The 25,392-nt window shown below is 63.6% G+C and carries 23 protein-coding genes and 2 pseudogenes; 18 read left to right on the top strand and 7 right to left on the bottom strand.

All coding sequences use genetic code 11. The features are described from left to right. Nucleotides 1-118 precede the first annotated feature (118 nt). The gene (locus NKJ13_RS01965; RefSeq protein ID WP_352737708.1) at nt 119-2,308 is read left to right on the top strand and encodes an anthranilate synthase; all 2,190 of its coding nucleotides are present in this window, start codon (nt 119-121) and stop codon (nt 2,306-2,308) included. 32 nt (nt 2,309-2,340) lie between these two features. After that, nucleotides 2,341-3,270, top strand: coding sequence for a cation diffusion facilitator family transporter (locus tag NKJ13_RS01960; protein WP_502896230.1), 930 nt, complete (start codon nt 2,341-2,343; stop codon nt 3,268-3,270). Between the two features lie 229 nt (nt 3,271-3,499). Here NKJ13_RS01960 and NKJ13_RS01955 read toward each other — a convergent pair whose 3' ends face one another. Then, complete coding sequence (locus tag NKJ13_RS01955) at nt 3,500-4,582, bottom strand: hypothetical protein (RefSeq protein ID WP_352508985.1); 1,083 nt, start codon at nt 4,580-4,582, stop codon at nt 3,500-3,502. Between the two features lie 101 nt (nt 4,583-4,683). Here NKJ13_RS01955 and NKJ13_RS01950 point away from each other — a divergent pair, with 101 nt between their 5' ends. The 4 genes and pseudogenes from NKJ13_RS01950 to NKJ13_RS01935 all read left to right on the top strand — a co-directional run bounded on the left by NKJ13_RS01950 (nt 4,684) and on the right by NKJ13_RS01935 (nt 7,679). Next, nucleotides 4,684-5,142 (top strand): DsrE family protein, encoded by a 459-nt coding sequence (locus NKJ13_RS01950; protein WP_352456435.1) that lies wholly within the window; start codon nt 4,684-4,686, stop codon nt 5,140-5,142. Nucleotides 5,143-5,313: 171 nt separating this feature from the next. After that, the gene (locus NKJ13_RS01945) at nt 5,314-6,111 is read left to right on the top strand and encodes an SDR family NAD(P)-dependent oxidoreductase (RefSeq protein ID WP_352478045.1); all 798 of its coding nucleotides are present in this window, start codon (nt 5,314-5,316) and stop codon (nt 6,109-6,111) included. 49 nt (nt 6,112-6,160) lie between these two features. Then, nucleotides 6,161-6,466, top strand: coding sequence for a putative quinol monooxygenase (locus NKJ13_RS01940; RefSeq protein ID WP_352478046.1), 306 nt, complete (start codon nt 6,161-6,163; stop codon nt 6,464-6,466). 125 nt (nt 6,467-6,591) lie between these two features. Next, nucleotides 6,592-7,679, top strand: a pseudogene (locus NKJ13_RS01935) (AbrB family transcriptional regulator). 17 nt (nt 7,680-7,696) lie between these two features. On the opposite strand, the gene NKJ13_RS01930 reads toward NKJ13_RS01935, so the two are convergent. Beyond that, the gene (locus NKJ13_RS01930; RefSeq protein WP_254819134.1) at nt 7,697-8,011 is read right to left on the bottom strand and encodes a nuclear transport factor 2 family protein; all 315 of its coding nucleotides are present in this window, start codon (nt 8,009-8,011) and stop codon (nt 7,697-7,699) included. Between the two features lie 617 nt (nt 8,012-8,628). Between NKJ13_RS01930 and leuA the strand changes: the two genes are divergently transcribed. The 4 genes from leuA to NKJ13_RS01910 all read left to right on the top strand — a co-directional run bounded on the left by leuA (nt 8,629) and on the right by NKJ13_RS01910 (nt 14,064). Continuing rightward, entirely contained in the window at nt 8,629-10,365 is a 1,737-nt protein-coding gene (gene leuA / locus NKJ13_RS01925) for a 2-isopropylmalate synthase (protein ID WP_352737706.1), read from the top strand. A gap of 143 nt (nt 10,366-10,508) precedes the next feature. Then, nucleotides 10,509-12,296 carry a tetratricopeptide repeat protein gene (locus tag NKJ13_RS01920; protein WP_352651068.1) on the top strand — a complete coding sequence of 596 codons (1,788 nt, stop codon included), beginning with the start codon at nt 10,509-10,511 and terminating at the stop codon, nt 12,294-12,296. 213 nt (nt 12,297-12,509) lie between these two features. Further along, entirely contained in the window at nt 12,510-13,313 is an 804-nt protein-coding gene (locus NKJ13_RS01915; protein WP_352737705.1) for an alpha/beta fold hydrolase, read from the top strand. A 133-nt stretch (nt 13,314-13,446) separates the two neighbouring features. Then, nucleotides 13,447-14,064, top strand: coding sequence for a hypothetical protein (locus NKJ13_RS01910; protein ID WP_254819130.1), 618 nt, complete (start codon nt 13,447-13,449; stop codon nt 14,062-14,064). A 72-nt stretch (nt 14,065-14,136) separates the two neighbouring features. Here NKJ13_RS01910 and NKJ13_RS01905 read toward each other — a convergent pair whose 3' ends face one another. Then, the gene (locus NKJ13_RS01905) at nt 14,137-15,081 is read right to left on the bottom strand and encodes a metallophosphoesterase family protein (protein ID WP_254819270.1); all 945 of its coding nucleotides are present in this window, start codon (nt 15,079-15,081) and stop codon (nt 14,137-14,139) included. Nucleotides 15,082-15,134: 53 nt separating this feature from the next. Here NKJ13_RS01905 and NKJ13_RS01900 point away from each other — a divergent pair, with 53 nt between their 5' ends. Further along, nucleotides 15,135-15,635, top strand: a complete 501-nt coding sequence (locus NKJ13_RS01900; RefSeq protein WP_352508992.1) for an NUDIX domain-containing protein — start codon at nt 15,135-15,137, stop codon at nt 15,633-15,635. 2 nt (nt 15,636-15,637) lie between these two features. Here NKJ13_RS01900 and NKJ13_RS01895 read toward each other — a convergent pair whose 3' ends face one another. After that, a complete protein-coding gene (locus NKJ13_RS01895) occupies nt 15,638-16,627 on the bottom strand; it encodes a glutathione S-transferase family protein (protein ID WP_352737704.1) in 990 nt (329 codons plus the stop codon). 278 nt (nt 16,628-16,905) lie between these two features. Between NKJ13_RS01895 and NKJ13_RS01890 the strand changes: the two genes are divergently transcribed. From NKJ13_RS01890 to NKJ13_RS01875, 4 genes and pseudogenes are all read left to right on the top strand, one after another. After that, nucleotides 16,906-17,442, top strand: a complete 537-nt coding sequence (locus tag NKJ13_RS01890; RefSeq protein ID WP_254819127.1) for a GNAT family N-acetyltransferase — start codon at nt 16,906-16,908, stop codon at nt 17,440-17,442. A 64-nt stretch (nt 17,443-17,506) separates the two neighbouring features. Then, nucleotides 17,507-18,269 (top strand): annotated as a pseudogene (locus tag NKJ13_RS01885) (3-hydroxyacyl-CoA dehydrogenase). Then, nucleotides 18,241-19,047, top strand: a complete 807-nt coding sequence (locus NKJ13_RS01880; protein ID WP_352777005.1) for a HugZ family pyridoxamine 5'-phosphate oxidase — start codon at nt 18,241-18,243, stop codon at nt 19,045-19,047. The pseudogene NKJ13_RS01885 and the gene NKJ13_RS01880 overlap by 29 nt, the downstream one beginning before the upstream one ends. Before the next feature lie 173 nt (nt 19,048-19,220). Then, nucleotides 19,221-19,559 (top strand): ArsR/SmtB family transcription factor, encoded by a 339-nt coding sequence (locus NKJ13_RS01875; protein ID WP_254819124.1) that lies wholly within the window; start codon nt 19,221-19,223, stop codon nt 19,557-19,559. A gap of 71 nt (nt 19,560-19,630) precedes the next feature. On the opposite strand, the gene NKJ13_RS01870 is transcribed toward NKJ13_RS01875, so the two are convergent. Beyond that, the gene (locus NKJ13_RS01870) at nt 19,631-20,635 is read right to left on the bottom strand and encodes a L,D-transpeptidase (RefSeq protein ID WP_352777003.1); all 1,005 of its coding nucleotides are present in this window, start codon (nt 20,633-20,635) and stop codon (nt 19,631-19,633) included. A gap of 312 nt (nt 20,636-20,947) precedes the next feature. On the opposite strand from NKJ13_RS01870, the gene NKJ13_RS01865 reads away from it, so the two are divergent. Next, on the top strand, nt 20,948-21,745 hold the full coding sequence (locus tag NKJ13_RS01865) for a TrmH family RNA methyltransferase (RefSeq protein WP_352737703.1): 798 nt from the start codon (nt 20,948-20,950) through the stop codon (nt 21,743-21,745). A 110-nt stretch (nt 21,746-21,855) separates the two neighbouring features. On the opposite strand, the gene NKJ13_RS01860 is transcribed toward NKJ13_RS01865, so the two are convergent. Both NKJ13_RS01860 and NKJ13_RS01855 read right to left on the bottom strand, forming a co-directional pair. Continuing rightward, on the bottom strand, nt 21,856-23,019 hold the full coding sequence (locus tag NKJ13_RS01860; protein WP_352737702.1) for a coiled-coil domain-containing protein: 1,164 nt from the start codon (nt 23,017-23,019) through the stop codon (nt 21,856-21,858). A gap of 147 nt (nt 23,020-23,166) precedes the next feature. Next, nucleotides 23,167-23,748: a DUF1134 domain-containing protein gene (locus NKJ13_RS01855; RefSeq protein ID WP_352777002.1), complete on the bottom strand. Its 582-nt coding sequence runs from the start codon at nt 23,746-23,748 to the stop codon at nt 23,167-23,169. A gap of 339 nt (nt 23,749-24,087) precedes the next feature. On the opposite strand from NKJ13_RS01855, the gene chpT reads away from it, so the two are divergent. Together chpT and NKJ13_RS01845 are read left to right on the top strand one after the other, a co-directional pair. After that, complete coding sequence (gene chpT / locus NKJ13_RS01850; protein WP_254819119.1) at nt 24,088-24,717, top strand: histidine phosphotransferase ChpT; 630 nt, start codon at nt 24,088-24,090, stop codon at nt 24,715-24,717. A 240-nt stretch (nt 24,718-24,957) separates the two neighbouring features. Then, nucleotides 24,958-25,326 (top strand): response regulator, encoded by a 369-nt coding sequence (locus NKJ13_RS01845; protein WP_352737701.1) that lies wholly within the window; start codon nt 24,958-24,960, stop codon nt 25,324-25,326. Nucleotides 25,327-25,392 lie beyond the last annotated feature (66 nt).

The following is a 25,392-nucleotide window of genomic DNA, read 5'->3' as shown; positions in this document are numbered from 1 at the left end:
CTGTTCGAACGCGTTCGCGTGACAATAGAGGGTGGCCGCAGCGGAATGTCCGGGCGGCCATTTGTTTTTTCAAGCCATTCCCGGGTCCGATGCCCCAAAGACGCTGATGGAGACGGCAATGACGACGAAAATTCTGGAGAATGGCGCCGAGCGCTTCGTCACCGCGGGCGGCGTGGCGATTACCCGCCAGCGCCATGATCGGCCGTATGAGGGAGCGATCGATGGCTATGTCGACGGGCTGAATTCGCGCCGCGGCGCCGTGTTTTCCTCGAATTACGAATATCCCGGCCGCTATACGCGCTGGGACACCGCCATCATCGATCCGCCGGTGGTGATCTCGGCACGCGGCCGCGCCATGCGCATCGAGGCGCTGAACCGCCGCGGCGAGGTGCTTTTGCCGGTGATCGGCACGGTGCTTGCCGGCCTTGACGATGTCACGATCACCGAGACGTCGAACAAACTCGTCCGCCTCGAAGTTGCCAAGCCCGGCCGTGTCTTCACCGAGGAGGAACGCAGCCGCGTTCCCTCCGTCTTCACCGTGCTGCGTGCCATCACCGCCTTGTTCAAGACCGAGGAAGATGCCAATCTCGGCCTCTATGGCGCCTTCGGCTACGACCTCGCCTTCCAGTTCGATCCGGTCGACTATAAGCTCGAGCGCAAGCCAAGCCAGCGCGATCTCGTGCTGTTCCTGCCCGACGAGATCCTCGTCGTCGACCACTATTCGACCAAGGCCTGGACCGACCGCTACGACTATTCCGGCGATGGCTTCTCGACCGAAGGCCTGCCGCGCGACGAAATCGTCGAGCCGTTCAGGACCGCCGACCGCATCCCGCCGCGCGGCGACCACGAGCCCGGCGAATATGCCAAGCTGGTGCGCAAGGCGATGAAGAGCTTTGAGCGTGGCGACCTGTTCGAAGTGGTGCCGGGGCAGATGTTCTACGAACGCTGCGAAACCCAGCCCTCCGAGATTTCCCGCAAGCTGAAGAGCATCAACCCTTCGCCCTATTCCTTCTTCATCAATCTCGGCGAGGGCGAATATCTGATCGGCGCCTCGCCGGAAATGTTCGTGCGCGTCAACGGCCGCCGCGTCGAGACCTGCCCGATCTCCGGTACCATCAAGCGCGGCGACGACGCCATCTCCGACAGCGAGCAGATCCTGAAGCTGCTCAATTCGAAGAAGGACGAATCCGAACTCACCATGTGCTCGGACGTCGACCGCAACGACAAGTCGAGGGTCTGCGAGCCGGGCTCGGTGCGCGTCATCGGCCGCCGCCAGATCGAGATGTACTCCCGCCTGATCCACACCGTCGACCACATCGAGGGGCGGCTGCGCGAAGGCATGGACGCCTTCGACGCCTTTCTGTCGCATGCCTGGGCCGTCACCGTTACCGGCGCGCCGAAATTATGGGCAATGCGCTTCATCGAGCAGAACGAGAAGAGCCCGCGCGCCTGGTATGGCGGAGCGATCGGCATGGTCAATTTCAACGGCGACATGAACACCGGCCTGACGCTTCGCACCATCCGCATCAAGGATGGCATCGCCGAAGTGCGCGCCGGCGCCACGCTGCTCTTCGACAGCATTCCCGAGGAAGAAGAAGCCGAAACCGAACTGAAGGCATCCGCCATGCTCTCCGCCATCCGCGACGCCAAATCAGGCAATGCCGCCAGCACCGAACGCAGCACCGCGCGTGTCGGCGACGGCGTCAACATCCTGCTGGTCGACCACGAGGACAGTTTCGTCCATACGCTCGCCAACTATTTCCGCCAGACCGGCGCCAATGTCTCGACGGTGCGCACACCGGTGCCGGACGAGATCTTCGACCGGCTGAAGCCAAACCTGGTCGTGCTCTCGCCCGGCCCCGGCACGCCGAAGGACTTCGACTGCGCCGCCACCATCAAGCGGGCCCGTGCGCGCGACCTGCCGATCTTCGGCGTCTGCCTCGGGCTGCAGGCGCTGGCCGAGGCCTATGGCGGCGAGCTGCGCCAACTGCACATCCCGATGCATGGCAAGCCGTCGCGCATCCGCGTGTCGAAGCCGGGCATCATCTTCTCCGGCCTGCCCAAGGAGGTGACGGTCGGCCGCTATCATTCGATCTTTGCCGATCCGGTACGGCTGCCCGATGGTTTTGTCGTCACCGCCGAGACCGAGGACGGCATCATCATGGCCTTCGAGCACCGCAAGGAGCCGATCGCCGCAGTGCAGTTCCACCCGGAATCGATCATGACGCTCGGCCACAATGCCGGCATGCGCATCATCGAGAACATCGTCGCGCACCTGCCGCGCAAGGCCAAGGAAAAGGCCGCTTAGTTCGAGGGCTCAGTGTTGGGATCTTTTCCCCAGTGACCGCGGCGGAAATCAAAGCCGCCGCCAGGCAGAAGGTCGCCAGCCTCGCCTTCTGGTCGATCGTCGTCGCCTGCGTCGTGCTCGGCCTGAAGCTGGTGGCCTGGTACGTCACCGGTTCGGTCGCGCTTTATTCGGACGCGCTGGAATCGATCGTCAACGTCATTGCCTCTGCCGCCGCCTATTGGGCGATCCAGGTCAGCTACAAGCCAGCCGACCAGGACCATCCGTTCGGCCACCACAAGGCCGAGTATTTCTCGGCCGTCCTCGAAGGCGTGCTGATCGTGCTTGCCGCCTTGCTGATCCTCAATGAGGTCTGGTGGTCCTGGCAGCATCCCGCCCTGCTGGAAAAGCCATGGACCGGCCTTGCCGTCAATGGCGTCGCAACGGTCATCAACGCCGTCTGGGCCTTGACGCTGATCCGCACCGGCCGACGCGAAAAATCGCCGGCTCTCGTTGCCGACGGCAGGCACATCATGACCGACGTGGCGACCTCGGTCGGTGTGTTCATCGGCCTGGTCGGCGCCGTACTGACCGGCTGGCAGGTTCTCGATCCGGCTCTTGCGGTGATCGTGGCGCTGAACATTCTGTGGCAGGGCTGGCACGTCATCGGCTCGTCGATGAACGGGCTGATGGACCGCGCGGTCGACACCCAGGAACATATCCGCATACGCGACATCATCTCGGCCAATTGCAAGGGCGCGCTCGAGGTCCACGACCTGAAGACGCGCATCGCCGGCCGCGCCACCTTCATCGAGTTCCACCTGGTCGTCGACGCCGACATGTCGGTCGGCGCCAGCCACGTCATCTGCGACCGCATCGAGGACGCGCTGCAGGCAGAGATCCCTTCCGTGCGGGTCATCATCCATGTCGAACCCGACGACGAAGCGAAACTGCCCAAAGGCACGACCGCCGTGCCGTTCGCGTGAGGCGATAGCGGGACGCCGCCATCCAAAACCTTGAGGTTGGCGGGACAGCACCCCCCTCTGTCCTGCCGGACATCTCCCCCTCAAGGGTGGAGATTGGATGTCGCTTCGGCTTTCGCCAATTTTCAAAGAAGAACGCTGTCGGTGAAGCTGCCGATCTCCCCCCTTGAGGGGGAGATGTCCGGCAGGACAGAGGGGGGTGCTGTCCCGCCGGCATCGCGTCTCTGAACTGCTACAGCCCGCAGGCAGCCTGCGGCATCGGCTCCAGCCGGTAGACCTTGTCGTCGGACATTGTGTCGCCCTCCGCCGAACACAGATCGATGATCGGCAGACCGCTGTTCGGGTTGGCCAGCATCATCGTGCCGTTGGCGCCGCGGCGAAGGAAGACCTCCTGTTGCCCGATATCGCAGGAGGCAGCACCCGTCTTCGCGCTCGCCGCGCAGCGCCACTGGTCGCCCTCGCCCTGACAGTTATAGACCTGCGTGACCTTGGCCGATTTCTGCCGCGTGGTAACCGAAACGGCGATATCGGCGCCGCTTGGCCAATTGGCCGGATCGCCCTCCTTGGCGAAAGACGCCAGCTCGACCGGTCCGCGGAAAACCCTGATCGACTGGGTCAGCTGATCGGGATGCGAGCCGAGATGCTCGGCGTCGTAGTCGCGTCCGTAGCAGAAGGGCTGGTCCGGCTTCAGCCGCTCGCGCAATGGCGGGCCAAGGGCCGGGTCGATCGGGTCGATGCGCGCGAACTCCGCCTTGCAGGTGGCGGCCGGCATCGGGTCGAGCCTGAAGCCGTTGTCGTCCTTGCCCAGCGCCTGCCTTTCATACTCCGCCTTGCCGAGCTCGTCTTCCGATCCCGCGTCGAGATAGAGGTCGGGCTGCACGTCCGAGACGATCAGCCGGCCTTTGTCGTCGACCTTCAGCGAAGCCATGGTGCGGTCGCAGTCCATGCCGCAACGGATCGGGCCGGTCTTGCCGTCCTCCGACTCATGACTGCACCAGCCGCCGAGCCATTCAGGCGCCTCGGCGCCGCGCACCGTCGTCGCCATGAAGCCATTGTAGGAGGAATCGATGCCGGTGCTTGGCTCCTCGTTTGGCCGGCTGACCGGATCGCGGCCGTAATAGAAGAAGATGCGCGTCACCTTCTGCTGCGGATGCGACTTGAGATGCGCGGCGTCATAGACGCGGCCGAAGCAGGCGTCCTTGCCGTCGGGGCTGAGCTCGGTGAGTTTGAGCGTGTCATCGGCGAAAGCAGAGCCGGCGACGGCGGCGAGCAAGGCAACCCCAACTCCGGCGCCCATCACGGTCCTTGATATCATGCTGGCTCCCCCTGCCCCGACAAGACATGGCGTGAACTTATGTTAGGATCGAGGCCGAGGCCACGCAATTTGCGCCGGCCGGCCAAATGGGAGATGAAGCCATGCGACGCCGCGATATTTTCCGCGTCGGTCTTGCCGGGGCCGCCGGGCTTTTCGGGCTGCGCCCCATCAAGGCCGCAGCTAGTGAAGTCAAGCCGGCGGCGGCCGAAGAGGAAAGGCAAAAGGTCGCCTATCACCTCAGCGACCTCGACAAGGTCAATTTCGTGCTCGGCAACATCAAGAACCACTTCGAAGGCACCGACGGCAAAGTCGACATCGCGCTTGTCGTGCACGGCCCAGCACTTGCCGCCTTCAAGTCGAAGGGCATATCGGCCGCCATTTCCGGGCGGTTCGCCGGCCTTGTCCAGGATGGGCTCAGCCCGCACGCTTGCGCCAACACCATGCACGGCATGGATATCGGCCTGGCCGACCTGCTCGACGGCTTCCATGCAGCCGACAGGGGCGGCGTCGTCAAGCTCGCCGAATTGCAACGCCAGGGCTACGCCTATCTCAGGCCATAGGGCAATTCCAGGAAAAGTGTGAAACGGTTTTCCGTCCGGAATTGCGTCAAGACAAAGAGGGAGCGGTTCGCCGTTTCCGTGAAACGGTGAACCGCTCTAAACTTTTACGGACTTGAACGCGAGGACTGCGAGGGCCTACGAAGAGCAGGCAGAGTCCCCGGAGGAATAGACGTGCCAGCCACCACCACCCTTGTCAGCCCCTCTCTGGTCATCCCCGACCTTGCCGGAAAGGCGGTCCTGGTGACCGGCGCCTCGACCGGCATCGGCGCGGCGCTCGCACTCGCCTACGCCGCGCAGAAATGCCGCGTCGCGCTGCATTACAATTCGAGCCGCGCGGCTGCCGAAAACCTGGCCGCGACCATTCGCAACGGCGGCGGCGACGTGTTCCTCGCCCAGGGCGATTTCTCGATCCCCGCCGATGTCGAGCGCGTCGTCGAGGACAGTGCGCAACATTTCGGCCGGCTCGACGGCCTCGTCAACAATGCCGGCGGCATGCTCGGCCGCGTGCCCTATGCCGAGCAGACCGAAGCGCATTACGACGCGGTGATGGATCTCAACGCGCGTTCCGTGCTGACAGCTTCGCGCAAGGCGATCCCATGGCTGAAGCGGCAGGGCGGCTTCATCGTCAACACCTCCTCGATCGCCGCGCGCAACGGCGCCGGTGGCGGCGCCGGCCTTTACGGCTCGGCCAAAGCCTTCGTCTCCAACGTCACGCGCGGCATGGCCAAGGAGCTGATCGGCTTCAACATCCGCGTCAACGCGGTGGCGCCCGGCACCATCGCCACCCCTTTCCACGAGCGCTACTCGACCGACGACCAGATGAAAGGCATGATCGCCACCATCCCGCAGGGCCGCGCCGGCACGGCCGAGGACTGCGTCGGCGCCTATCTGTTCCTCTCCTCCGATCTGTTGAGCGGCTACATCATCGGCCAGGTGATCGAGGTCAATGGCGGGCAGTTGATGCCGTAGACGGCGAACTGCATACTCCTGGTTGCGTCATCTCAACGGAGCAAAGCGAATGTACGGACTGATCGGCAAGATGCGGGCGATGCGCGGCCAGCGTGACGCAATGATGGATATCCTGCTCGCCAGCACCGGCGCCATGCCCGGCTGCCTGAACTACATCATCGCCACCGATCCGGCCGATGCCGACGCGATCTGGGTGACCGAGGTGTGGACCGATGCCGAAAGCCACAAGGCTTCGCTGCAGCTGCCCGAAATCCAGGCGGCAATCGCCAAGGCACGGCCGATCATCGCCGGGTTCGAGTTCCAGGTGGAGACGCATCCTGTTGGCGGGTTCGGCTTGCCAGTGAAGGCGGAATAGAGGGAGAGGCCGGCGGGACAGCGCCCCCCTCTGGCCTGCCGGCCATCTCCTAGTGCAGTCGTCACCCAAGGCCAACCCCGCAAAAAGGGTTCGCATTTTTTCGCGGCCGGTCTAAGAGCCCATCTATGGATTCTTCCCCGAACCCGCCGGCCATCGAGCACCTGGCGCGGATCCACAAGGCCTGGCAGTGGCCCGTCCTGGTGGTGGTCTCGGTGCTGTTTGCCGGCGCGCTGGAACTCGCCGCCCTGCCGGCCGCGCTCTTGATCGGACCGATGCTGGCGGCCATCGTCGCCGGCACCAACGGCGCCACGGTGCGCGTGCCGCGGGTTCTGTTCGGCTCAGCCCAGGCGGTCGTCGGCTGCCTGGTCGCCAGTTCCATCTCGGCCGATATCTTTCCCGTCTTCTACAAGGAATGGCCGCTGTTCCTTGGGGTCGTGATGGCGACGGTCGCGGCATCCAGCCTGCTCGGCTGGCTGATCAGCCGCTGGCGCATCCTGCCCGGCACCACCGCGGTCTGGGGCTCGTCGCCGGGCGCCGCCACCGCCATGGTGCTGATGGCCGGTGCGTTCGGCACCGACCAGCGCCTCGTCGCCTTCATGCTTTATCTGCGCGTAATCTGCGTCTCGATGACGGCAGCCCTGGTGGCCAAGCTCTGGGTCGACACCTCGGGCATCGAGGTGCCGGCCATCGTCTGGTTCCCACCGGTCGACCCGCAAGGCTTAGCCGCGACTTTCGGCGTGGCGCTGGTTGGCGGCCTCGCCGGCAAGATTTTCCGGCTGCCGTCGCCGTTCTTCCTCGGCACCTTCATTTTCGGCACCGTGATCCATCTTGGGCTCGGCGTGACCATGCAGTTGCCGCCCTGGCTGCTTGCCTTGAGCTATACGACGATCGGCTGGAGCATCGGCCTGAATTTCACCAGGGCCATTTTGCGCCACGCGGCCCGCGCGCTGCCGCAGATCGTCGGCTCGATCATTGCCCTGATCGGCTTTTGCGGCGGCCTCGCTTCCTGATCAGCCGCCTGCTCGGCATCGATCCGCTGACCGCCTATCTGGCAACCAGCCCGGGCGGCATGGACAGCGTCGCCATCATCGCCGCCGCCGCGCAGCATGTCGACATATCCTTCGTCATGGCGCTGCAATCGGCACGCTTCCTGATCGTGCTTCTGGTCGGCCCAAGCGTGGCGCGGCTGGTGGCGAGAAGCCTGCGGGAGTAAAGACCAGCTGGGCTGCGTCAGCTGATCACCAGGCTCGATATACGCTCGCCGTCCAGCGTGAAGACCATATCGCCCTCGCCGTTGAAACCGTTGCCTTCGACGGCGATGCGAACGCGGCAGGTGCCGTCCGCTGCTGCGATGCCGAGGATGCTGAACCTGGACTGCACGCCGATATTGTCCGACTGGTTCCAGCGCGCAATCTGCTCGCGGCCCCGGAACGACCGGCCCCAGTCGCTCAGAAAGGCATCCGGCGTGAAACTGTCCAGGAAGGCTTCGGTGTCGCCGGCATTGGTGGCTTCGACAAAGCGGCGGATGGGATCGGGCGTGTCCATGTCTTTCCTCCTGGACCGGATTCCGGTGCTCTGGAAGGAGCGGCCGGATGGGACGATAGGGTAGTCCTCGAAGCATGACGCCGAAAATAAAAACCCGCCTCGGGAGGCGGGTCGTTGGAGCCAATTAGCACCATACCCAGATTAGTAGCATAGCTGCCGGCACAAAGCAAGAACAAAATGTGGCTACCCCGGACAATCGCGACAGGTTTGCGCCGCCCTGCGTGAAGGGCAGCGCCGGCATCGGTCATCCTTTTGATTGATTTCCCTGGCATCGAACAGCCCCAAGCCGACAGCGAGGCTCCCACTTGCCTCGCTTTGCCCGCTCCTGTATGAAAACCGCCATGAGCCCGCGCGCCACCTCTTTTGCGTCCCGTCCGACCGGTATTGCCGGCCAGACCGTTCGCGCGCTTGCCTCCACCCTGCTGCTTCTTGGCCTTATCGGCGATCGCCGGGTTCGCTGAAGGAGCGCCCGGCGGTCGAATTCGCCGCTCACGCGCACGCTCCTTGGCCAGTCTACAAATTGGCACGTCACATCAAGCGAACGAAATTCTGGTAAAGGCGCCGCTCGCCACCAATCCGCCTGAAGCTGGATCCGCGAGCCGCCGGGAGAAAAGACGATGAACGCAAGAGAAGATATCCGTCTGAACGTAGAGGAAACCACCAAGCCCGCAAGGGGCATGCCGGACGCTGCCCGCAAATACCAACCCTATCCGACCGTCGGCCTTGCCGATCGCACCTGGCCTTCGAAAGTGATCGACGAGGCGCCGATCTGGTGCTCGGTCGACCTGCGCGACGGCAACCAGGCGCTGATCGATCCGATGGGCCAGGAACGCAAGGCGCGCATGTTCGCCCTGCTGCTCGACATGGGCTTCAAGGAGATCGAGATCGGCTTCCCGTCGGCCTCGCAGACCGACTTCGATTTCGCCCGCTGGTGCATCGAACAAGGCAACGTGCCCGCCGACGTCTCGCTGCAGGTCCTGGTACAGTGCCGGCCGGAACTGATCACCCGCACTTTCGAGGCGCTGAAGGGCGCCACCAACCCGATCGTCCATTTCTATAACTCGACCAGCGAGCTGCAGCGCCGTGTCGTCTTCGAGAAGGACGTCGCCGGCATCAAGCGGATCGCCACCGATGCGGCCAAGATGATCACCGACATGGCGGCGAAGGCCGGCGGCGGCTACCGTTTCGAATACTCGCCGGAGAGCTTTACCGGCACCGAGCTCGAAGTGGCGCTGGAGATCTGTAACGCGGTCACCGAGATCGTCAGGCCGACGGCGGAAAACAAGCTGATCATCAACCTGCCCTCCACGGTCGAGATGTCGACGCCCAACATCTATGCAGACCGCATCGAATGGATGTGCCGCAATCTCGACAACCGCGAGAACCTGTTGATCTCGCTGCACCCGCACAATGACCGCGGCACCGGCATCGCCACCACAGAACTCGGCCTGATGGCGGGCGCCGACCGCGTCGAAGGCACGCTGTTCGGCAATGGCGAGCGCACCGGCAATGTCGACATCGTCACGCTGGCGCTCAACATGTACACGCAAGGCGTCGATCCCGAGCTCGACTGCTCCGACATCAACCGCATGAAGGACGTCTACGAATACTCCAACCAGCTGAAGATCCCAGAGCGCCATCCCTATGTCGGCGAGCTCGTCTACACCGCCTTTTCCGGCTCGCACCAGGACGCCATCAACAAGGGGATGAAGGCGCTGCGCAAGGCCAACACGCCGCACTGGGAGGTGCCCTACCTGCCGATCGACCCGGCCGATGTCGGCCGCAGCTATGAAGCTATCATCCGCATCAACTCGCAGTCCGGCAAGGGCGGTATCGCCTATGTGCTGCATGCGGATTACGGCCTCAACCTGCCGCGCAACCTGCAGATCGAGTTCAGCCAGGCCATCCAGGCGATCACCGACGCCGAAGGCAAGGAAGTGCCGGCCAGGCGCATCTACGAGCGCTTTCTCGATACCTATGTCGACCAGCCCGGCGCGCGGCTGAAGTTCCTCGACCACCACACCTACCCCGACACCGAGGTCAAGGGCCGGCGCGTGGTCGAAGCGGTGATCCTCGACAAAGGCAAGGAGGTGACCATATCAGGCACCGGCACCGGCCCGATCGACGGCTTCGTCGATGCGCTGTCGCGCCATGTCGGGGTGCCCATGTCGGTGCTGGATTATTCCGAGCATTCCATGCAGCGCGGCTCGAATGCCTCGGCCATTTCCTATGTCGAGATGGAACATCCGGACGGCAAGCTGTTCGGCGCCGGCATCAACACCAACATCGTCGCCGCCTCGCTCGAAGCCGTGGTTTCGGCCGCCAACCGCATCGTCGGCCGAAAGCTCGGCTAGCCGAGACTGCCAGACTTGCGCCATCGGCCCACCGGACTTTTATCCGGTGGGTACGCTATCGCACCATAAGCACACGCTTGTAAGGCGCCGCCAGCGCTATATGATTGTACCTCAACCTGTGCCGAATTCGAAGGGATCGACACTTGCAGCATACCACGCCTGCCGCCCCCGCAGTGCGCGAAACGCTGGAGCGATTGCTTGCCAGCGAAACGTTCGGACGATCCGAGCGCGCGCGCAAGCTGCTCCGCTATCTCGTCGAGCGCGAGCAGGCAGGCGAAGCCGACCGGCTCAAGGGCTTCTCCATAGCGATGGACGTCTTCGGCAAGGACGGCGATTTCGATCCGTCGACCGATGCGGTGGTGCGGGTGCAGGCCGGCAGGCTGCGCGAGCTTCTGCAGCAGTATTTCGCCAATGAGGGCGTTGCCGAACCGGTCCGCATCGCCATTCCGCGCGGCGGCTATGTTCCATCCTACGAACTCAATGCCATTCGCTTGCCGGCGGAGGTGGAGGCAAAGAGCAAGCCGCAGCCGGCGACAGAGGAGGCGACAAACGCCCCGCCCGGATCGCCGGAAGATGCCCGCAACCGGACACATCCGGCTGCATTGCTGAGCGTTCCAGCCGTCGCCCCTGCTGCACCTTCGCTGCAGCGCCATTTGCAGTTCTTCTGGCTGGCGATCGCGCTGGTCATCCTCATGCTGGGTGTGCTGATCCTTCGTCAGGGCAGCGTGGTGTTGCTGACCGGCGGCGACACGGCGGTCGAGACCGCGGTGGCGACCGCCAGCATTGCAGCGCCTCCGGTTGAAAACCTTCCCCAGGTCTACATCGCCATCAAGGCCGACAGCGACGTGGCTCGCCGTGTCGCCGCATCGCTGCGCGCCGGCCTTAGCGGCTTCGACACCATCAATTTCATCGGCCGTGATGCCGACAGCCCGCCCGATCCAGTTACCGACGCCGCCAGCTTCGTATTCGATGTCCTGCCCGGGCCGCGCAGCGGCGACATCATGCTCGAGCTGCAAAGCGTGGCAACAGGCCGCGTGCTGCTGTCACGCAACCTGACCGCCGGCGACAGCGCGAACACCGCCATCGAGGACCAGATCTCCGGCATTTTGAGCTCGGCTCTTCCCGCCTCGGGCACGATCTACAACTACATCGAGCAGAGCGGCATCCAGACCGGGCTGACGGCGTGCCTGGTGCTCAACGGCAAATATTATCTCGACCAGAATGCCCAGACGCACGAAGCCGCCTACCGCTGCCTCGAAGATCTTGCCAACGGGAAGGCGAAGTCGTCGCTCGTCTATTCGGAGCTCGCGTCCTTGCATCTTGAAGCGGTCACCGACCACTATCCCTACCCCGCCGACGCGACGATCGAAAAAGCGATGACGTTTGCCCATCGCGCCATCCAGATGGGCCCGACCAGCCCCTACGCGCACCGCGCCCTTGGTTATCTCAACTCGCGCATGGGCGATTCCGCGGAATCGATCCGCTGGATGCGCAAGGCCTATGAGCTCAATCCGTATGATCTCGCAATGGCCGCCGCCTATGGCTACGGGCTGGTTTTCGCCGGCAGGTACAGCGAGGGCACCCCGATCATCGCTCACGCGGTGGACATCGCCAGCGCCCATCCGACATGGTGGGATTACGGGCTGTTCGCCGGAGAGTTCATGATGGGCGACATGAACAAGGCGACGCTCGCCGGCGACGGCTTGCGAACGACGGAAATGAAATCGCATTATCTGGCCGCGCGGCTGATCGGTGCCAAAGCTGCCGGCCGCGAGAAGCTGGCGAGCAGGCTGCTGCAGGAACTGACCACCAAATTCCCGAAATTCGCAGCCGATCCGCGCGCAACCTTCGTCGAGCGAAGATATCCCGCCGATCTGACCAACCGGCTGGTGGAGGCCCTGCGCGCCGCCGGGCTTGGCGGCGCCAGCTGACGTCTCCCGGCGCGTGCACGACGTCAGGTGATCGCGAAGATTTTACTGGCCATCCGGACGGCCAAAGCGCAATTCAGACACAATTTGAACCGGCCAATCTGATCCCACATAGGTCTGATCGCGCATAAGACTGATCTCCGCATAAGTCTGATCTCCCGCAAAGACTGATCCTCGCATAAGACCGCCCCCGGGCATCTGATCCATAAAGTTTGCATGAGCCCATCTCTTTACGCTGCCGAACGGGGCACCGGCCCGACAACCATCGCCTTGCTGCATGGTTTCGGTGGCTGCCACGACGACTGGCGCGAGGTGGCCGCGTCCCTGGCACTCGGCGCGCGGACGTTGGCCTATGATCTGCCGGGGCATGGGCTGTCGCTCGATTTTCCGGGCAGCGGTCCGGCCAGGATTGCAGCCAGTGCCGTCCTTACGGATTTTTCCGCTCGCGGGATTAAGCGGGCCCATCTCGTCGGCCATTCGATGGGCGGCGCCGTGGCCGCCCTGATGGCATTGAACGAGCCGGAAAAAATAGCCTCGCTGACGCTGCTGGCGCCGGGCGGTTTCGGTCCTGAGATCAATGGTCCGCTGCTGCGTCGTTACGCCGCCGCTGCCGGCACGGATGAAATCCGCGCCTGTCTTGCCGACATGTCGGGACCACAAAGCCGACCTTCGCAGCATAGGGTCGATCTCGTCAACGAGATGCGGCAGCGTCCCGGTCAGCTACGGACACTTGTCGAGCTCGGGGCCGCCATGACCAGGGCTGATCGGCAAGGCGTCATCCCAAGCGAGCGGCTTAAAACGCTGAATATGCCAATCATGGTGGTTTGGGGAACCAACGACGCGATGCTGCCCGTCAGCCAGGCGGACGGCCTGCCGAAGCATTTTCATCTGCACCACGTGCTGGAAGCCGGCCACATGCTGGTCGAGGAAGCGCCCGGCCTGGTCGTCGAGGCTGTCCGTCGCAACATGCGGCGCCGCAGCAGGCGGCCTCGTCCAGAATTGGCTGCGGCGGCGAGCTGATCCGCCCTCGCGCGGGACGGCCGCGGCGCAGGTGCTCCTTCCACCGAACCCTTGCCGGCCCGTCGATCTGGCAAGTGCATTTTGCCGGCGGCTGTGTTAATTCGGTGTTAACCTAACCCGCGAGGCAACGCCGATGAAGGACGCAGGCGAGAACATCACCCAGATCGATCAGTCGCGAAAACTGTCCGATGCCATTCGCGACGTCAAGAACGCCTTCGCCGACCGCGACGATGTCGTCGTCGACATGCGCGAAGCGCATCGCATGCGGCTCGATCTGCTTGCCGCCGAACTCGCACCGGTCTTCGGCGACGTGCCCACCGACATGGACAGTTTCGACTTCGCCGTCTCGTCCGGCCTGCAGCCACGGCTGTGGATCGACGCCGTCAGCCATGTCGCCATGGGACGCGACCGCCGCACCTACCGCTTTCTCAAGGACACACGCATCGGCCGCGTCGTCCTCGCCGAATCGACCGACATGAAGGTCGTTGCCGACCAGGTGACGCGCTATGTCGCCGAGCGCGTTGTCGAACGCCAGAGAATGATGGAAGGCGGCATCGAGCAAGCCGTCGCCGGCCTCAAACGCGCCCTGGTGGCGGAGGCCGAGCCGCCGCTGCAGATCGCCGCGCGCAGCAACGGCTGGTCGGCGTTCTTCTCGGGCCTCGGCCTGATCGCCGCCGGCGCCCTGGTCGGCCTGGCGATTTCGCTCGTACTGTTCTGGGATCGCATCGTCGCGATGAAAATCAGCTTCTAAAGCGGTTCAGCGTTTCACCGAAATGCTGAACGGCTCTATCTCTTTGTTCTGACGCAATTCCGAAAAACCGCTTCACACTTTTCCTGGAATTGCTCTAGCCATCGACGCCTCGGCCTCGACGCCAAGCTCCAGCGTCTGCAGGTCGCTGGGCGGCAATGCCGGCCCGGTCAGGCCGCGGCGCGTCAGCCTGATCCGCCAATTGTCCTTTTCACCGTCGATGTCGAGCAGATTGTATTGCGCCGGCGCATGCGAACTGCCGGGGGCCTGCCCGGCGGCGGCGACGCCGACCACCGGGATTTTTGTCTTGCGGGCGCCGATGAAGAACAGCGACGGCACATGCGAATGGCCATGCAGCACAAGTTCGGCGCCGTGCCGGTGAAGCACCCTGTGGAAGCGCGAGATGCCGAACAGCCGCTTGTTCTGCGAAACGGCGCCGCGCATCGGCGGGTGGTGGATCATGATCACCCGGAACAGGCCGCGCTTGCCTGTGGCGTCGAGCATGCCGCGCAGCCGTTCCGCCTGGCCTTCCAGAAAGAAGCCGTTGGCCATGAACGGAGCCGTGGCGCGCGCCGTGGAGACGCCGATCAGCGCAACATCGCCGCGTACGCGCAGATACGGAAAGGTGTTGCGGTCGACCGGCGTATTGACGCCGTCGCCGGTCATCCATGCCGCCCACGACCGGCAGGTCTTGTCGAAGGCGCCCGGCACATAGGCGTCATGGTTTCCCGGCACCACCGACACGTCGTTGGGCGAGCCCAGCGTCTCCAGCCAGTGCTTGGCCATCTCGAGTTCGCCGTCGAGCGCCAGATTGACCAGGTCGCCCGTGATGGCGAGATGGTCCGGCCCGCTGGCCTTCATGTCGGCGACGATCGTGTCGATGACGGCGTCGTGCATGTGGCGGCGGCGGTTGCGCTGCCAATTGACGTAGCCGACCACGCGCTTGGAGGCGAGATCGCGATAGGTTACATCGGGGAGCGGCCCCAGATGGACATCGGAAATATGCGCGAGCCTGAACATCTTTTCTTCATAGGCGAGGCGCGCGCCGCTTTCCACTCACGGTTTCGCGGACGATGACGACGCCGGATCCGGAGCAAGCGCTGCGCCAGACCGGATGGCCGGGCCTCAGGGCAAGGCTGTTTCACCTGTATTTCGTACTGCGGCGGCCGATGACGCTCGGCGTGCGCGGCTTGATTCACGACCGCCCCTCCAATTCCGTCTTCCTCATCCGCCATACCTATGTTCCTGGCTGGCACCTGCCCGGCGGTGGCGTCGAGTTGGGCGAGACGATGATCGAAGCGCTGACACGCGAAGTCTTCGAGGAAGGCAACATCGCGCTGACCGGACCGCCGGTGCTGAAGTCGCTGCATTTCAACCGCCGCGCCAGCCGCCGCGATCATGTCGGCCTTTATCTGGTCGAGGAGTTCGACCAGCCAGCACCCAAGCTGCCTGACCGCGAGATCGCCGAAGCCGGCTTCTTCCCGCTCGACCGCTTGCCTCAGGGAACGACGCCGGCAACTTTGCGACGGATTGCCGAGGTTTTTGATGGCGCAGCGGTATCGCCTTACTGGTAAAATCAGGCAGCCTTCCTGAACCTGTCGCGGTCATGCGGCGCGCCATAGTCGAGCTCTGGCCCGACCGGCACGATGCGCGTCGGGTTGATCGTCTCGTGGCTGCCGTAATAATGCGCTTTGATGTGGTGCAAATTCACCGTGCCGGCAACGCCCGGCACCTGGTAGAGGTCGCGCAGATAATTCGACAGGTTCGGATAGTCGGCGATGCGGCGCAGATTGCATTTGAAATGGCCGACATAGACCGGGTCGAAGCGGACCAGTGTCGTGAACAGCCGCCAGTCCGCCTCTGTGATGCGGCCGCCAACGAGATAGCGCTGCTTTGACAGGCGGTCCTCCAGCGTCTCGAGCGCCGAGAACAATTCGCCGAACGCCTCCTCGTAGGCTGTCTGCGTGGTGGCGAAGCCGGCACGGTAGACGCCATTGTTGACCGCGGGATAGACCAGCGCATTGACCGCATCGATCTCGCCGCGCAACGGTTCCGGATAGAAATCGAGCTTGGCATCGCCCCATTCGTCGAACGTCGAATTGAGCATGCGGATAATCTCGGAGGATTCGTTCGAAACGATGGTCTGCTCGCGTTTGTCCCACAGCACGGGAACGGTGACGCGGCCCGAATAGCCGGGATCGGCCCTGGTGTAGATCTGGTGCAGGAAATCGAGGCCGTAGAGCGTGTCGCCGGTGGCGCCGTCCTCGGCCAGGAACGTCCAGCCGTCGGCGCCCATGAAATGATGGACGACCGAGATGGAAATCACGTCCTCGAGTTTCTTGAGCACGCGAAAGATCAGCGTCCGATGCGCCCACGGGCAGGCGAGCGAGACATAGAGGTGATAGCGGCCGGGCTCGGCCTTGAAGCCGCGTTTTCGTCCTTCGGCCGGCGCGCCGTCGCGGGTCACCCAGTCGCGCCACTGTGACTGCGCGCGCACGAATTTCCCGCCGCTCTCCCCGGTATCGTACCAGCGGTCCTGCCATTGGCCTTCGACTAGCAATCCCATGAAATATCCTTTCGCGTTCCTACCCGATGTAGGGCAGCAAGCGGCCCCGCGGAAATCCTCGACGCTGAACAGATCGTCAACGGCTGCGTCGAGTGCGTGTCGGCTGCGCCGGCCGATTGCGGCGGCTGAAAATTGGTGGTAGCGGACATCCACATGTTTGACTTTGCCGTGATCCGGTTCGACCGACGACGAAAGAGCGCCCGCGCTTGATGAAGCGCTGACTGGCGAACGCTGCCGCTTGCAGCAAACCTTTCCTCGTATACCGGAACGCAAAGACCATGAGCCTTGCCGACGTGAAATACCTGCCGGAAACTCCGGCGCATGATCCTGAAATCGAAGCCATCAACAACGAGGCTTTCGGGCCGGGCCGTTTCGTGCTTGCCGCCTACAAGATCCGCCAAGCTGGCTCGCACGAACGCGCTTTGTCATTCGTGGCCGTCGACGGCGCAATCGTCGTCGCCTCGGTACGGATGACGCGTATCGCCGCCGGTGCCGGCCGCGCGCTGATGCTCGGGCCGCTCGCCGTGCGGCCGGCCTTCAAAAATCTCGGCATTGGCCGCAAGCTGGTGGCAATCGCGCTGGAAGCCGCCGCCAAGGCCGGCGCGCCGGCCGTGATGCTGGTCGGCGACGAACCCTATTACGGCCCGCTCGGCTTCAAGAGGCTGCCGCGCGGGCAGATCTCGATGCCGCGTCCGGTCGATCCCGATCGGCTTTTGGCGCACGAGATCATGCCGGGCGCGGTGGCAAGGCTGGTGGGCGAGGTTTGCCACGCCGACCAGGCAAGGATTGCCGAGCACATCGCCGCGATGGCGTGACCGTGCCGGCGCTGTTGCACGGTGGCTTCGCAGCATTAGTCTGGGCAGGGAGGCGAACGTCAAGATGAACCCGAACGGCCAGATTGCGATCGTCACCGGCGGCGGCTCTGGCCTTGGCGAGGCGACGGCGCGCGCTCTTGCCGTCCGTGGCGCCAGGGTTGCCGTCCTCGATCTCGGCATTGACCGGGCGGCCAAGGTGGCGGCCGACATCGGCGGCATCGCCGTCCAATGTGATGTGAGCAACGCGGAGAGCGGTGCCGCTGCTGTCGCGGAAGTGGGTGAGACGCTCGGCGAGCCGCGCATTCTGGTCAATTGCGCCGGCATCGCCATCGGCTTGAAGACGATCGGCAAGGACGGAGCGCACCCACTCGATCAATACCGCAAGGTGATCGAGGTCAATCTGATCGGCACCTTCAACATGATCCGCCTGGTCGCCGACCGGACCGCGAGGCTCGAACCGCTACAGGGCGGCGAGCGCGGCGTGATCGTCAACACCGCATCGGTCGCGGCCTATGACGGCCAGATCGGCCAGGCGGCCTATTCCGCGTCCAAGGCCGGCGTCGTCGGCATGACGCTGCCGGTGGCGCGCGATCTCGCCCCGCTTTGGCATTCGAGTCTGCACCATCGCGCCCGGCATCTTCAGGACGCCGATGATGGCCGGCATGCCGCAGGAGGTGCAGGATTCGCTCGGCGCCGCAGTACCCTTCCCTTCCCGTTTGGGCGAGCTTTCGGAATACGCGGCACTTGTCTTGCACATCGTCGAGAACCAGATGCTCAATGGCGAGACCATTCGCCTCGATGGCGCCATCCGCATGGCGCCGAAATAAAAGCGACGGTGGTGCTTTGGACGAACCCAGGAAAGACGTGATCCGCGCGACCGACGCCGAGGCGATCAGGCTGGCAAAGACGCTGATCCGCAGCGCCCGTTTCGGCGCGCTGGCGGTGCTCGAACCGGGGACCGGTTCGCCGCTGGCCAGCCGGGTCGGCGTCGCCACCGACATCGACGGCACGCCATTGATCCTGGTCTCGATGCTGTCCGCCCACACCGGCGCTATCCTGGCCGACCCGCGCTGCTCGTTGCTCGTCGGCGAACCCGGCAAGGGCGATCCGCTGGCGCATCCGCGACTGACGCTCGTCTGCCGCGCCGTGCGGCTTGAACGCGGATCAAACGAACACGCCCGCGCCGAGCGGCGCTACCTCAACCGCAACCCCAAGGCGAAGCTCTATGCCGGACTCGGCGACTTCTCGCTCTTCCGGGTCGAACCGGAGCGCGCCAGCCTGAACGGCGGCTTCGGCAAGGCCTATCTGCTCGACCGCACCGATCTGGTCGCGACGGGAGCGATCGTCGAAGAGCTTGCCGTCGGCGAGCAATCGGCACTCGACCATATGAACGCCGACCATCTCGATGCGATTGCCCTCTACGCAAGTCATTTCGGCGGGGCCGAGGGCGACGGCTGGATCGTCACCGGGTTCGACGCCGACGGGATGGATCTCGTATCCGGCGACAATGTCTGTCGGGTTTTCTTCCCCGAGCCGCTGGCAGCGACACGCGACCTCAGGCCTGTCCTGGTCGATATGGCAAAGGCAGGCCGATCGGCAAATTAATCACAGCCGCACAGTTAATCGGCTTGCATGGAAAGCAAGCCTTGAGATTTGAGCGAAATGTTCTACCTTTGCGAGTGACGCTGAATCGCTGGCGTGCATCTATAGGGAAAGTCTATGGAATCCGACGCTATTGCCCCCATAGCGGCGGATGAGCAAGAAGGCATGGGGGATCTATGGTCTCGAACAAACTAGTCGCCAACGCCGGAACCGCGGCTGCGTTTCTGACGCTGATGGGCAACGAAAAGCGTTTGTTGATCATGAGCTATCTGGCCGAGGGCGAGATGTCGGTCGGCGCCATAGCCGAGAAGGTGTCGCTCAGCCAATCCGCCCTGTCACAGCATCTGGCCAAGCTCAGGGCTTCCGACCTTGTCGAGACCCGCCGCGATCGGCAAATGATCTATTATTCCTGCAAATCCGGGGCGGTGCGCGAATTGCTGCATATGCTGGACGGCATTTTCGGCGAAGGTGAACTGTCGCAGATGGCTCACCGGCTGCGTCGCGCCGGGACTTGAGCGGCCGAGGCGGAGAACACCCCGCCAAATCCGCTTGCCGCCAAATCCGCTTTGCTGCCAAGTCAGCCTTGCTACTGAACACGCTCGTCGGCGGCCTGCGCAATCTCCTCCTTGAACTCGACCTTGGTGCCCGGCTGCACCATGGAGGCAAGGTCTTCGGCATCCCAGTTGGTCAACCGGATGCAGCCATGCGAAAAGGTCGTGCCGATCTTGCCTGGTTCGGGCGTGCCGTGGATGCCGTAGCTTTCGATGGAAAGGTCGATCCAGACCGATCCCACGGGATTGTTCGGCCCGGCGGCGATGGTGAAGGGCCGCTTGGTCTTGACCCCCTTGAAAGCGAAGTCCGGATCGTAGTGATAGGTAGGATTGTGCACCACTCGCCTGACCTCTGCCATGCCGCTTGGCGCCGGCTTCTCCTCGCTCCCAATCGAGGCGGGGTAGACCGCCAGCCATTTGCCGGCACGGTCGAGCACACGCACCAGGCGAGCGCCCTTGTCGACCTCGATGGTGGCGACGCCGGCGGGAGGGTCGCCCCTGTCGACATCCGGCACCACCAAGGTCCTGCCGGGCTTCCTGAGGCTGGTGCCCGGATTGAGCATTCTCAGCAATTGTTCGCTGACATGGAAGCGCTCGGCCAACCTCTCCACCGCATTGCGGTAGCCGAGCCGCCGCAGGCGGGCCATCCTCTCCAAGCGGGCGGGAATACGCCGGGTGAACGGTCCACGCACATCCTTGCGCATCACCTCATAGGTCGCCAGCACCGGCTTGGCGGAGGTTGCGATGAGTTTGCTCCAGGTCTGTGGACTGAGCTTGCCATCGGGCGGAAGTCCGTTTGCCGCCTGAAACGCGGCGACGGCCTTGGCGAAGTTCTGGGAAAGGCGACCGTCGATCAGGCCCGGCGAGAAGCGGGCGCGATCCAGAAGGATCTGCGCCTTCAGCAGCATCGGATCGACACCCTTCGGTTCGCCGACAGTGAATTGGGCCTGATTGACGGTGGCAGGATCGAGCTTGGCGGCGCGGCCCACGCCGCATGCAAGGGCAAGCGTGGCGGCAAAGACGACGAGGAGCCTGATCATCGATGTCCTTCCAGGACCGCAGCAGGAGCCCGCTTCTATGACGCGGCATGGCCCTGTGCGGTTCCCTCGCCCCATCGAAATTCTGCATTGAAGCGGCTTTGCCGAAGAGCCGTACCGCGGGAATCAATATTCCCCCGTCGCCAAAGCCCGGGCAGATTCCATCCTGGCCCGGCGCCCCAGTGACTGGATGACTATTAGAACGGCGTGCATCCATTTCGACGCTGAGATACGGTCTGAGCTTCGGATCCGGCATCATGCCTTCCGAAACCGAGTCCCGATTCGTGCCCGACGCCATGGTCCGCCGAGGAAGCCATGAATCCGATCCGCATAGACGATCCGCACGATCCCCGCGTCGCAGCCTATCTCGACATCCGGGAGCGAGATCTTGCCGGCCGGCAAGGCCGTTTCGTCGCCGAAGGCAAGGTGGTGCTCGACACGCTGCTCGCCGCCCGGCGCTTCGAGGCAGAATCGGTGCTGGTACTCGAAAACCGGCTGGCCGGCCTCGATGACGTCTTGCGCAAGGCGCCTGCCGGGCTTCCGATCTATGTCGCATCCGGCGAAATCATCGACAGGATTGCCGGATTCCACATGCATCGCGGCATATTGGCGATCGGCCGCAAGGGCGCGGCCATCTCCGCCGAGGCCTTGCTTGGCGCACTGCCCGCCCGCGCGCTGATCGTGGTGCTGGTCGGCATCGCCAATCATGACAATATGGGCTCGATCTTCCGCAATGCCGCGGCCTTTGGCGCGGATGCCGTGCTTCTCGACCCGACCTGCTGCGATCCGCTGTACCGCAAGGCAATCCGCGTCTCGGTGGGTGCGGCCTTGAAAGTCCCCTTCGCCTGCTTTGCCGATACCGCCGGCTGCACCGCAATGCTCGACCGGCAAGGCTTCAGCCAATTCGCCTTGTCGCCGCGCGGGCAGATCGACATTCGCGATGCCGAGAGAAACGAGCGGCTGGCGCTCTATCTCGGCACCGAGGGCGAAGGCCTGCCGGAAAGCCTGCTTGCCCGCCTGCAGACGCTACGGATCGGTATGGCGCAAGGCTTCGACAGCCTGAACGTCGCCGCCGCGTCAGCCATCGCGCTGCATCATTTTTCCGGAGCCTGATGCAGGCTGCGCAAAAGCGTGCAGCGGTTTTGCGATAACTTAAAGCGCGTCCGATGAGGCCGGTCGAACGCGACGCGCTTTGGAGCCGCCGCACTCGCACTTGCGGTATCTCAGTCGGTCGAAGCGGCCTTCTGCAGCGCTCGCACCCGATCGGCAAGGCTGCGTCCGCCGCTCCCCGGCCGCGTATCCTCAGCCGCTGCAAGCGCCCGGGCGATCGGCGAATCCGGCCCGTCGAGCTTTGCCGTCAGGGCCACGACTTGCGCCGCCAGATCGTTCATCTCTTCGCGCAATGCCGCGCCGGCTCTGCCGGCATCATCTCCGGCCCGTGATTTCGACGTTTCAACGGCAGCAAGATCTGTCTTCAGCCGCCTGTTCTCGCGTGCCAGCGATGTCAGCCTGGCCTCCAGCCGCTCGCGGTCGGCGTCGAGCTTGGCGGTTGTCTTTTCGATGTCGCCGTTGGCGGCCACATTGACCTGACTGCCTGGCACGCCGGCAAGACCCGCCGCAGGCGCCCTTTCAGCGCCTTTCGGCTTTTCGCGAAGGCGCACCAGTTCCTTCTCGCGGCGCTCCAGCCTGTCCTCGCGATCGGCCAGCGTGGCGAGCAGGCGTTCGATTTTCTTTTCGAGGTCGCCGGTTCTTTTCTTCTCGGCCTTCAGCGCGTCCCGCAAAGCCTTGCTTTCGGCTGCCAATTCCTGGCTGCGCCTGTCCGCCTCCTTACGCTGGCCGCGCAGCAGCGAAATGTCGCTCGCCAGCTTCTGCAGCTCGGATTCGCGCGCCACCAGCTCGATCTGCCGGCTGCTGGATGAGAAACTGGCGTCGTCATACATGTGCTCCAGTTTCCGCAGTTCGAGCCCGCGCTTTTCGAGGGCGCGCTCGGTCTCCGCAAGCCGCTCCGACAGCTGCTGCAGCTGCTCATCGCGCTTGCGAAGCTCCTCGCCCCTGGTTGTAAGATCGGCGACGACCCGGTTCTTGTCCTGCCGCTCGGCCGCCAATTCCTTCAGGGCTTCGCGGTCGCGGCCGATCTCGACCAGCTGTTCGGCGGCCTTCTCGCGCAATGACTTGACGGTCATTTCCAGCCGGCGCACCGAAACCGCGAACTCGGCGCGAATGCGATCCTTGTCCGCCTGGATCTCGGCCAGCGTCAACGGCATCGAACTCTCGACGCGCTTGCGCGTCAGCGCCACCGCCCGCCGCCACACGGCCGGAGCAATCATCAGCGCCAGAAAGCCCGCGCAGAGAAAGCCGAGAACAAAGAACAGGATCGACTGGACCAAGATGACTATCCGTTGTGCATGGCAACCGCCAAAGGTCGACTTTGCCATCTTCGCATGACGGAAATCCGGCGCCACGGCAAGAGTATGTCGCGGCAAAGCTCGGGCCGCTGGATCACAGGCCCAATCGCCGTCGCTCCGTCATGCCGGTCAGAACGGATTCCAGGTCGCGCGCTGGGTGAGCTTGAGGTAGCCGAGATTGACGCCGAGACGGGCGCCGACGCCGGTACGGATCGGCACGAGCAGCACATTGTTGTTCTTCAGCACGTTGAAACCGACGCCGGCGACGACATAGGCGGAGCCGGCGACGCCGCCAAAACGGTTATAGAGGCTGCTCACATCGTCCAGATTGTAGACCAGCATCATGACGCGTGAGCCTTCGCCGCCGAAATCCCAGCCGAGCGACGGGCCTTGCCAGAACACTTTGTGATCGCCGGCATTTTTGGTGTAGAGCGTGCCTTCGCCATAGGTCAGGCCACCGATCAGCGCCCCGGACCCCTCCTCGCCGAGCAGATAGCCGTTCGGCAGGCCATAGGTGGCGAAAATCCTCTCGACGACGGTGGCGAGCCCGCCCGATGTCGCGCCGAAGAATTTATGACCGGAATCGACGATCTCCTGGGCCGTGTATTCCTGCGCCCGCGCCGCCGATGCCGAAAAGGCGACAAGGCCGATGAGCGCGATCGTCATTGAGATGACACGGAAAAAAGTCCGGTCGTAGAATCGGGAAACCATGCTTCCAATCTCCGTCAGGGAGCACTTTCGCCGACGCCTCGCATCCGTACGGCTCTTTGGCGGCCGTTAAGGATGACTGTTAGGGGCAAACTATGCCGTAATCCTTTTTCAACCATTAAACTCTCACATGAAGATGGCGGTTCGAAGGCTGTTTCGCATCGCCCGCGCAGCACCCTGCTGCGTGAACACACCATTTTCGACAATCAAAATTTTGGATTTGTTGCTGCACGCATAAGCGCTGTGTATTCAGAATGCTTGGGAGAGAGCGTGATTCGTGTTGACAGGCGTGATCATGATCGCCCGGTCATTGTGTTGTGAAATTTGCAGGGATTTTTGCCGATGGCCGAGCTTTTCACCCTTTCCGCACCCGACCTGGCTGCGCTTTTGTGCAGCCGGGTCTGCCACGACATCATTTCGCCGGTCGGCGCCATAAACAACGGGCTTGAGCTGCTCGACGAGGGCGGCGCCGACGAAGACGCCATGAAACTGATCCGCCAAAGCGCCAAAAACGCTTCCGCCCGCCTGCAATTCGCCCGCATCGCCTTCGGCGCCGCCGGTTCCGCCGGCATGCTGATCGACACCGGGGATGCCGAGGCCGTGGCCATCGCCTTCCTGAAGAACGAGAAGCCGGAACTGGTCTGGAACGGGACCCGTGCGCTGTTGCCCAAGAACAAGGTCAAGCTGCTGCTCAATCTCATCCTCGTCGCCAACGCCGCCATTCCGCGCGGCGGCAGGCTGGCGGTCACGCTGGAGAACCTGGAGACCGAGCCGCGCTTTGCACTCGCGGCGAGCGGCCCGATGCTGCGCGTGCCGCCCAAATTCCTGGAATTGCATTCCGGCAACAGGCCGGACGAGCCGATCGACGCGCATTCGGTGCAGCCCTATTACACGCTGCTCCTGGCCCGCGAAGCCAACATGACGATTTCGATCCACGCGACCGCCGACGAGATCGTCCTTTCGGCAGCCTGAAGTTCTCCGAAAGAGCGGGGAAAGTATTTTCTCCAAGTCCTATTTACGGCGTGGTCTTAATATTTGTGAGAGACGCGCTTGCAGATTGATTGCGTGAAGCATTGCGAAAGAAGATTTCACTAAAAACACCTTCAGGAAAGTTTTACCTAACGGCTTTTCGGCTTCTTTACCAGATCGGCCTATGTTCCCCGGCAGATGCCACGACGCTGCCGGTTCGCCAAACGGCAAGAGGGTCCGGGAATGAAACGCTGCATGTTCGTCGATAATTCGAGCGTCATCAGGAAGGTCGCAAGGCGTATCCTGGGCGGTTCCGGCATGATGGTGATCGAAGCCGCCAGCGGCCACGAGGCGATCGAGATGTGCGCGGCCGACATGCCTGATATCATCGTCGTCGACGGCGCCTTGCCGGACATGCAGGCGCAGGACCTCATCCGCCGCGTGCGCGCCATGGAAAGCCCGGTATTGCCGCAGGTTTTGATTTCGCTGGTCGAGGTCGATGTCGGGGCGATCATGCGGGCAAAACGAGCCGGCGCCCAGGGCTACCTGCTGAAGCCGTTCAACCGGCCGCAACTGCTCGAGTGCTTCCGCGCCTTGAAGGTTGCCGCCTGATCAGAGCTGTTCAATTCCGACGAAAATCGGATCGGCTCTATCTTGTTGTTTGCCAGGTTCTTTCCG

It is taken from the genome of Mesorhizobium sp. M0174, from assembly GCF_040322275.1.
GTDB lineage: Bacteria > Pseudomonadota > Alphaproteobacteria > Rhizobiales > Rhizobiaceae > Mesorhizobium.
The sequence above is the reverse complement of the archived record's forward strand: the minus strand, read 5'-3'. Positions and strand labels throughout refer to the sequence as shown.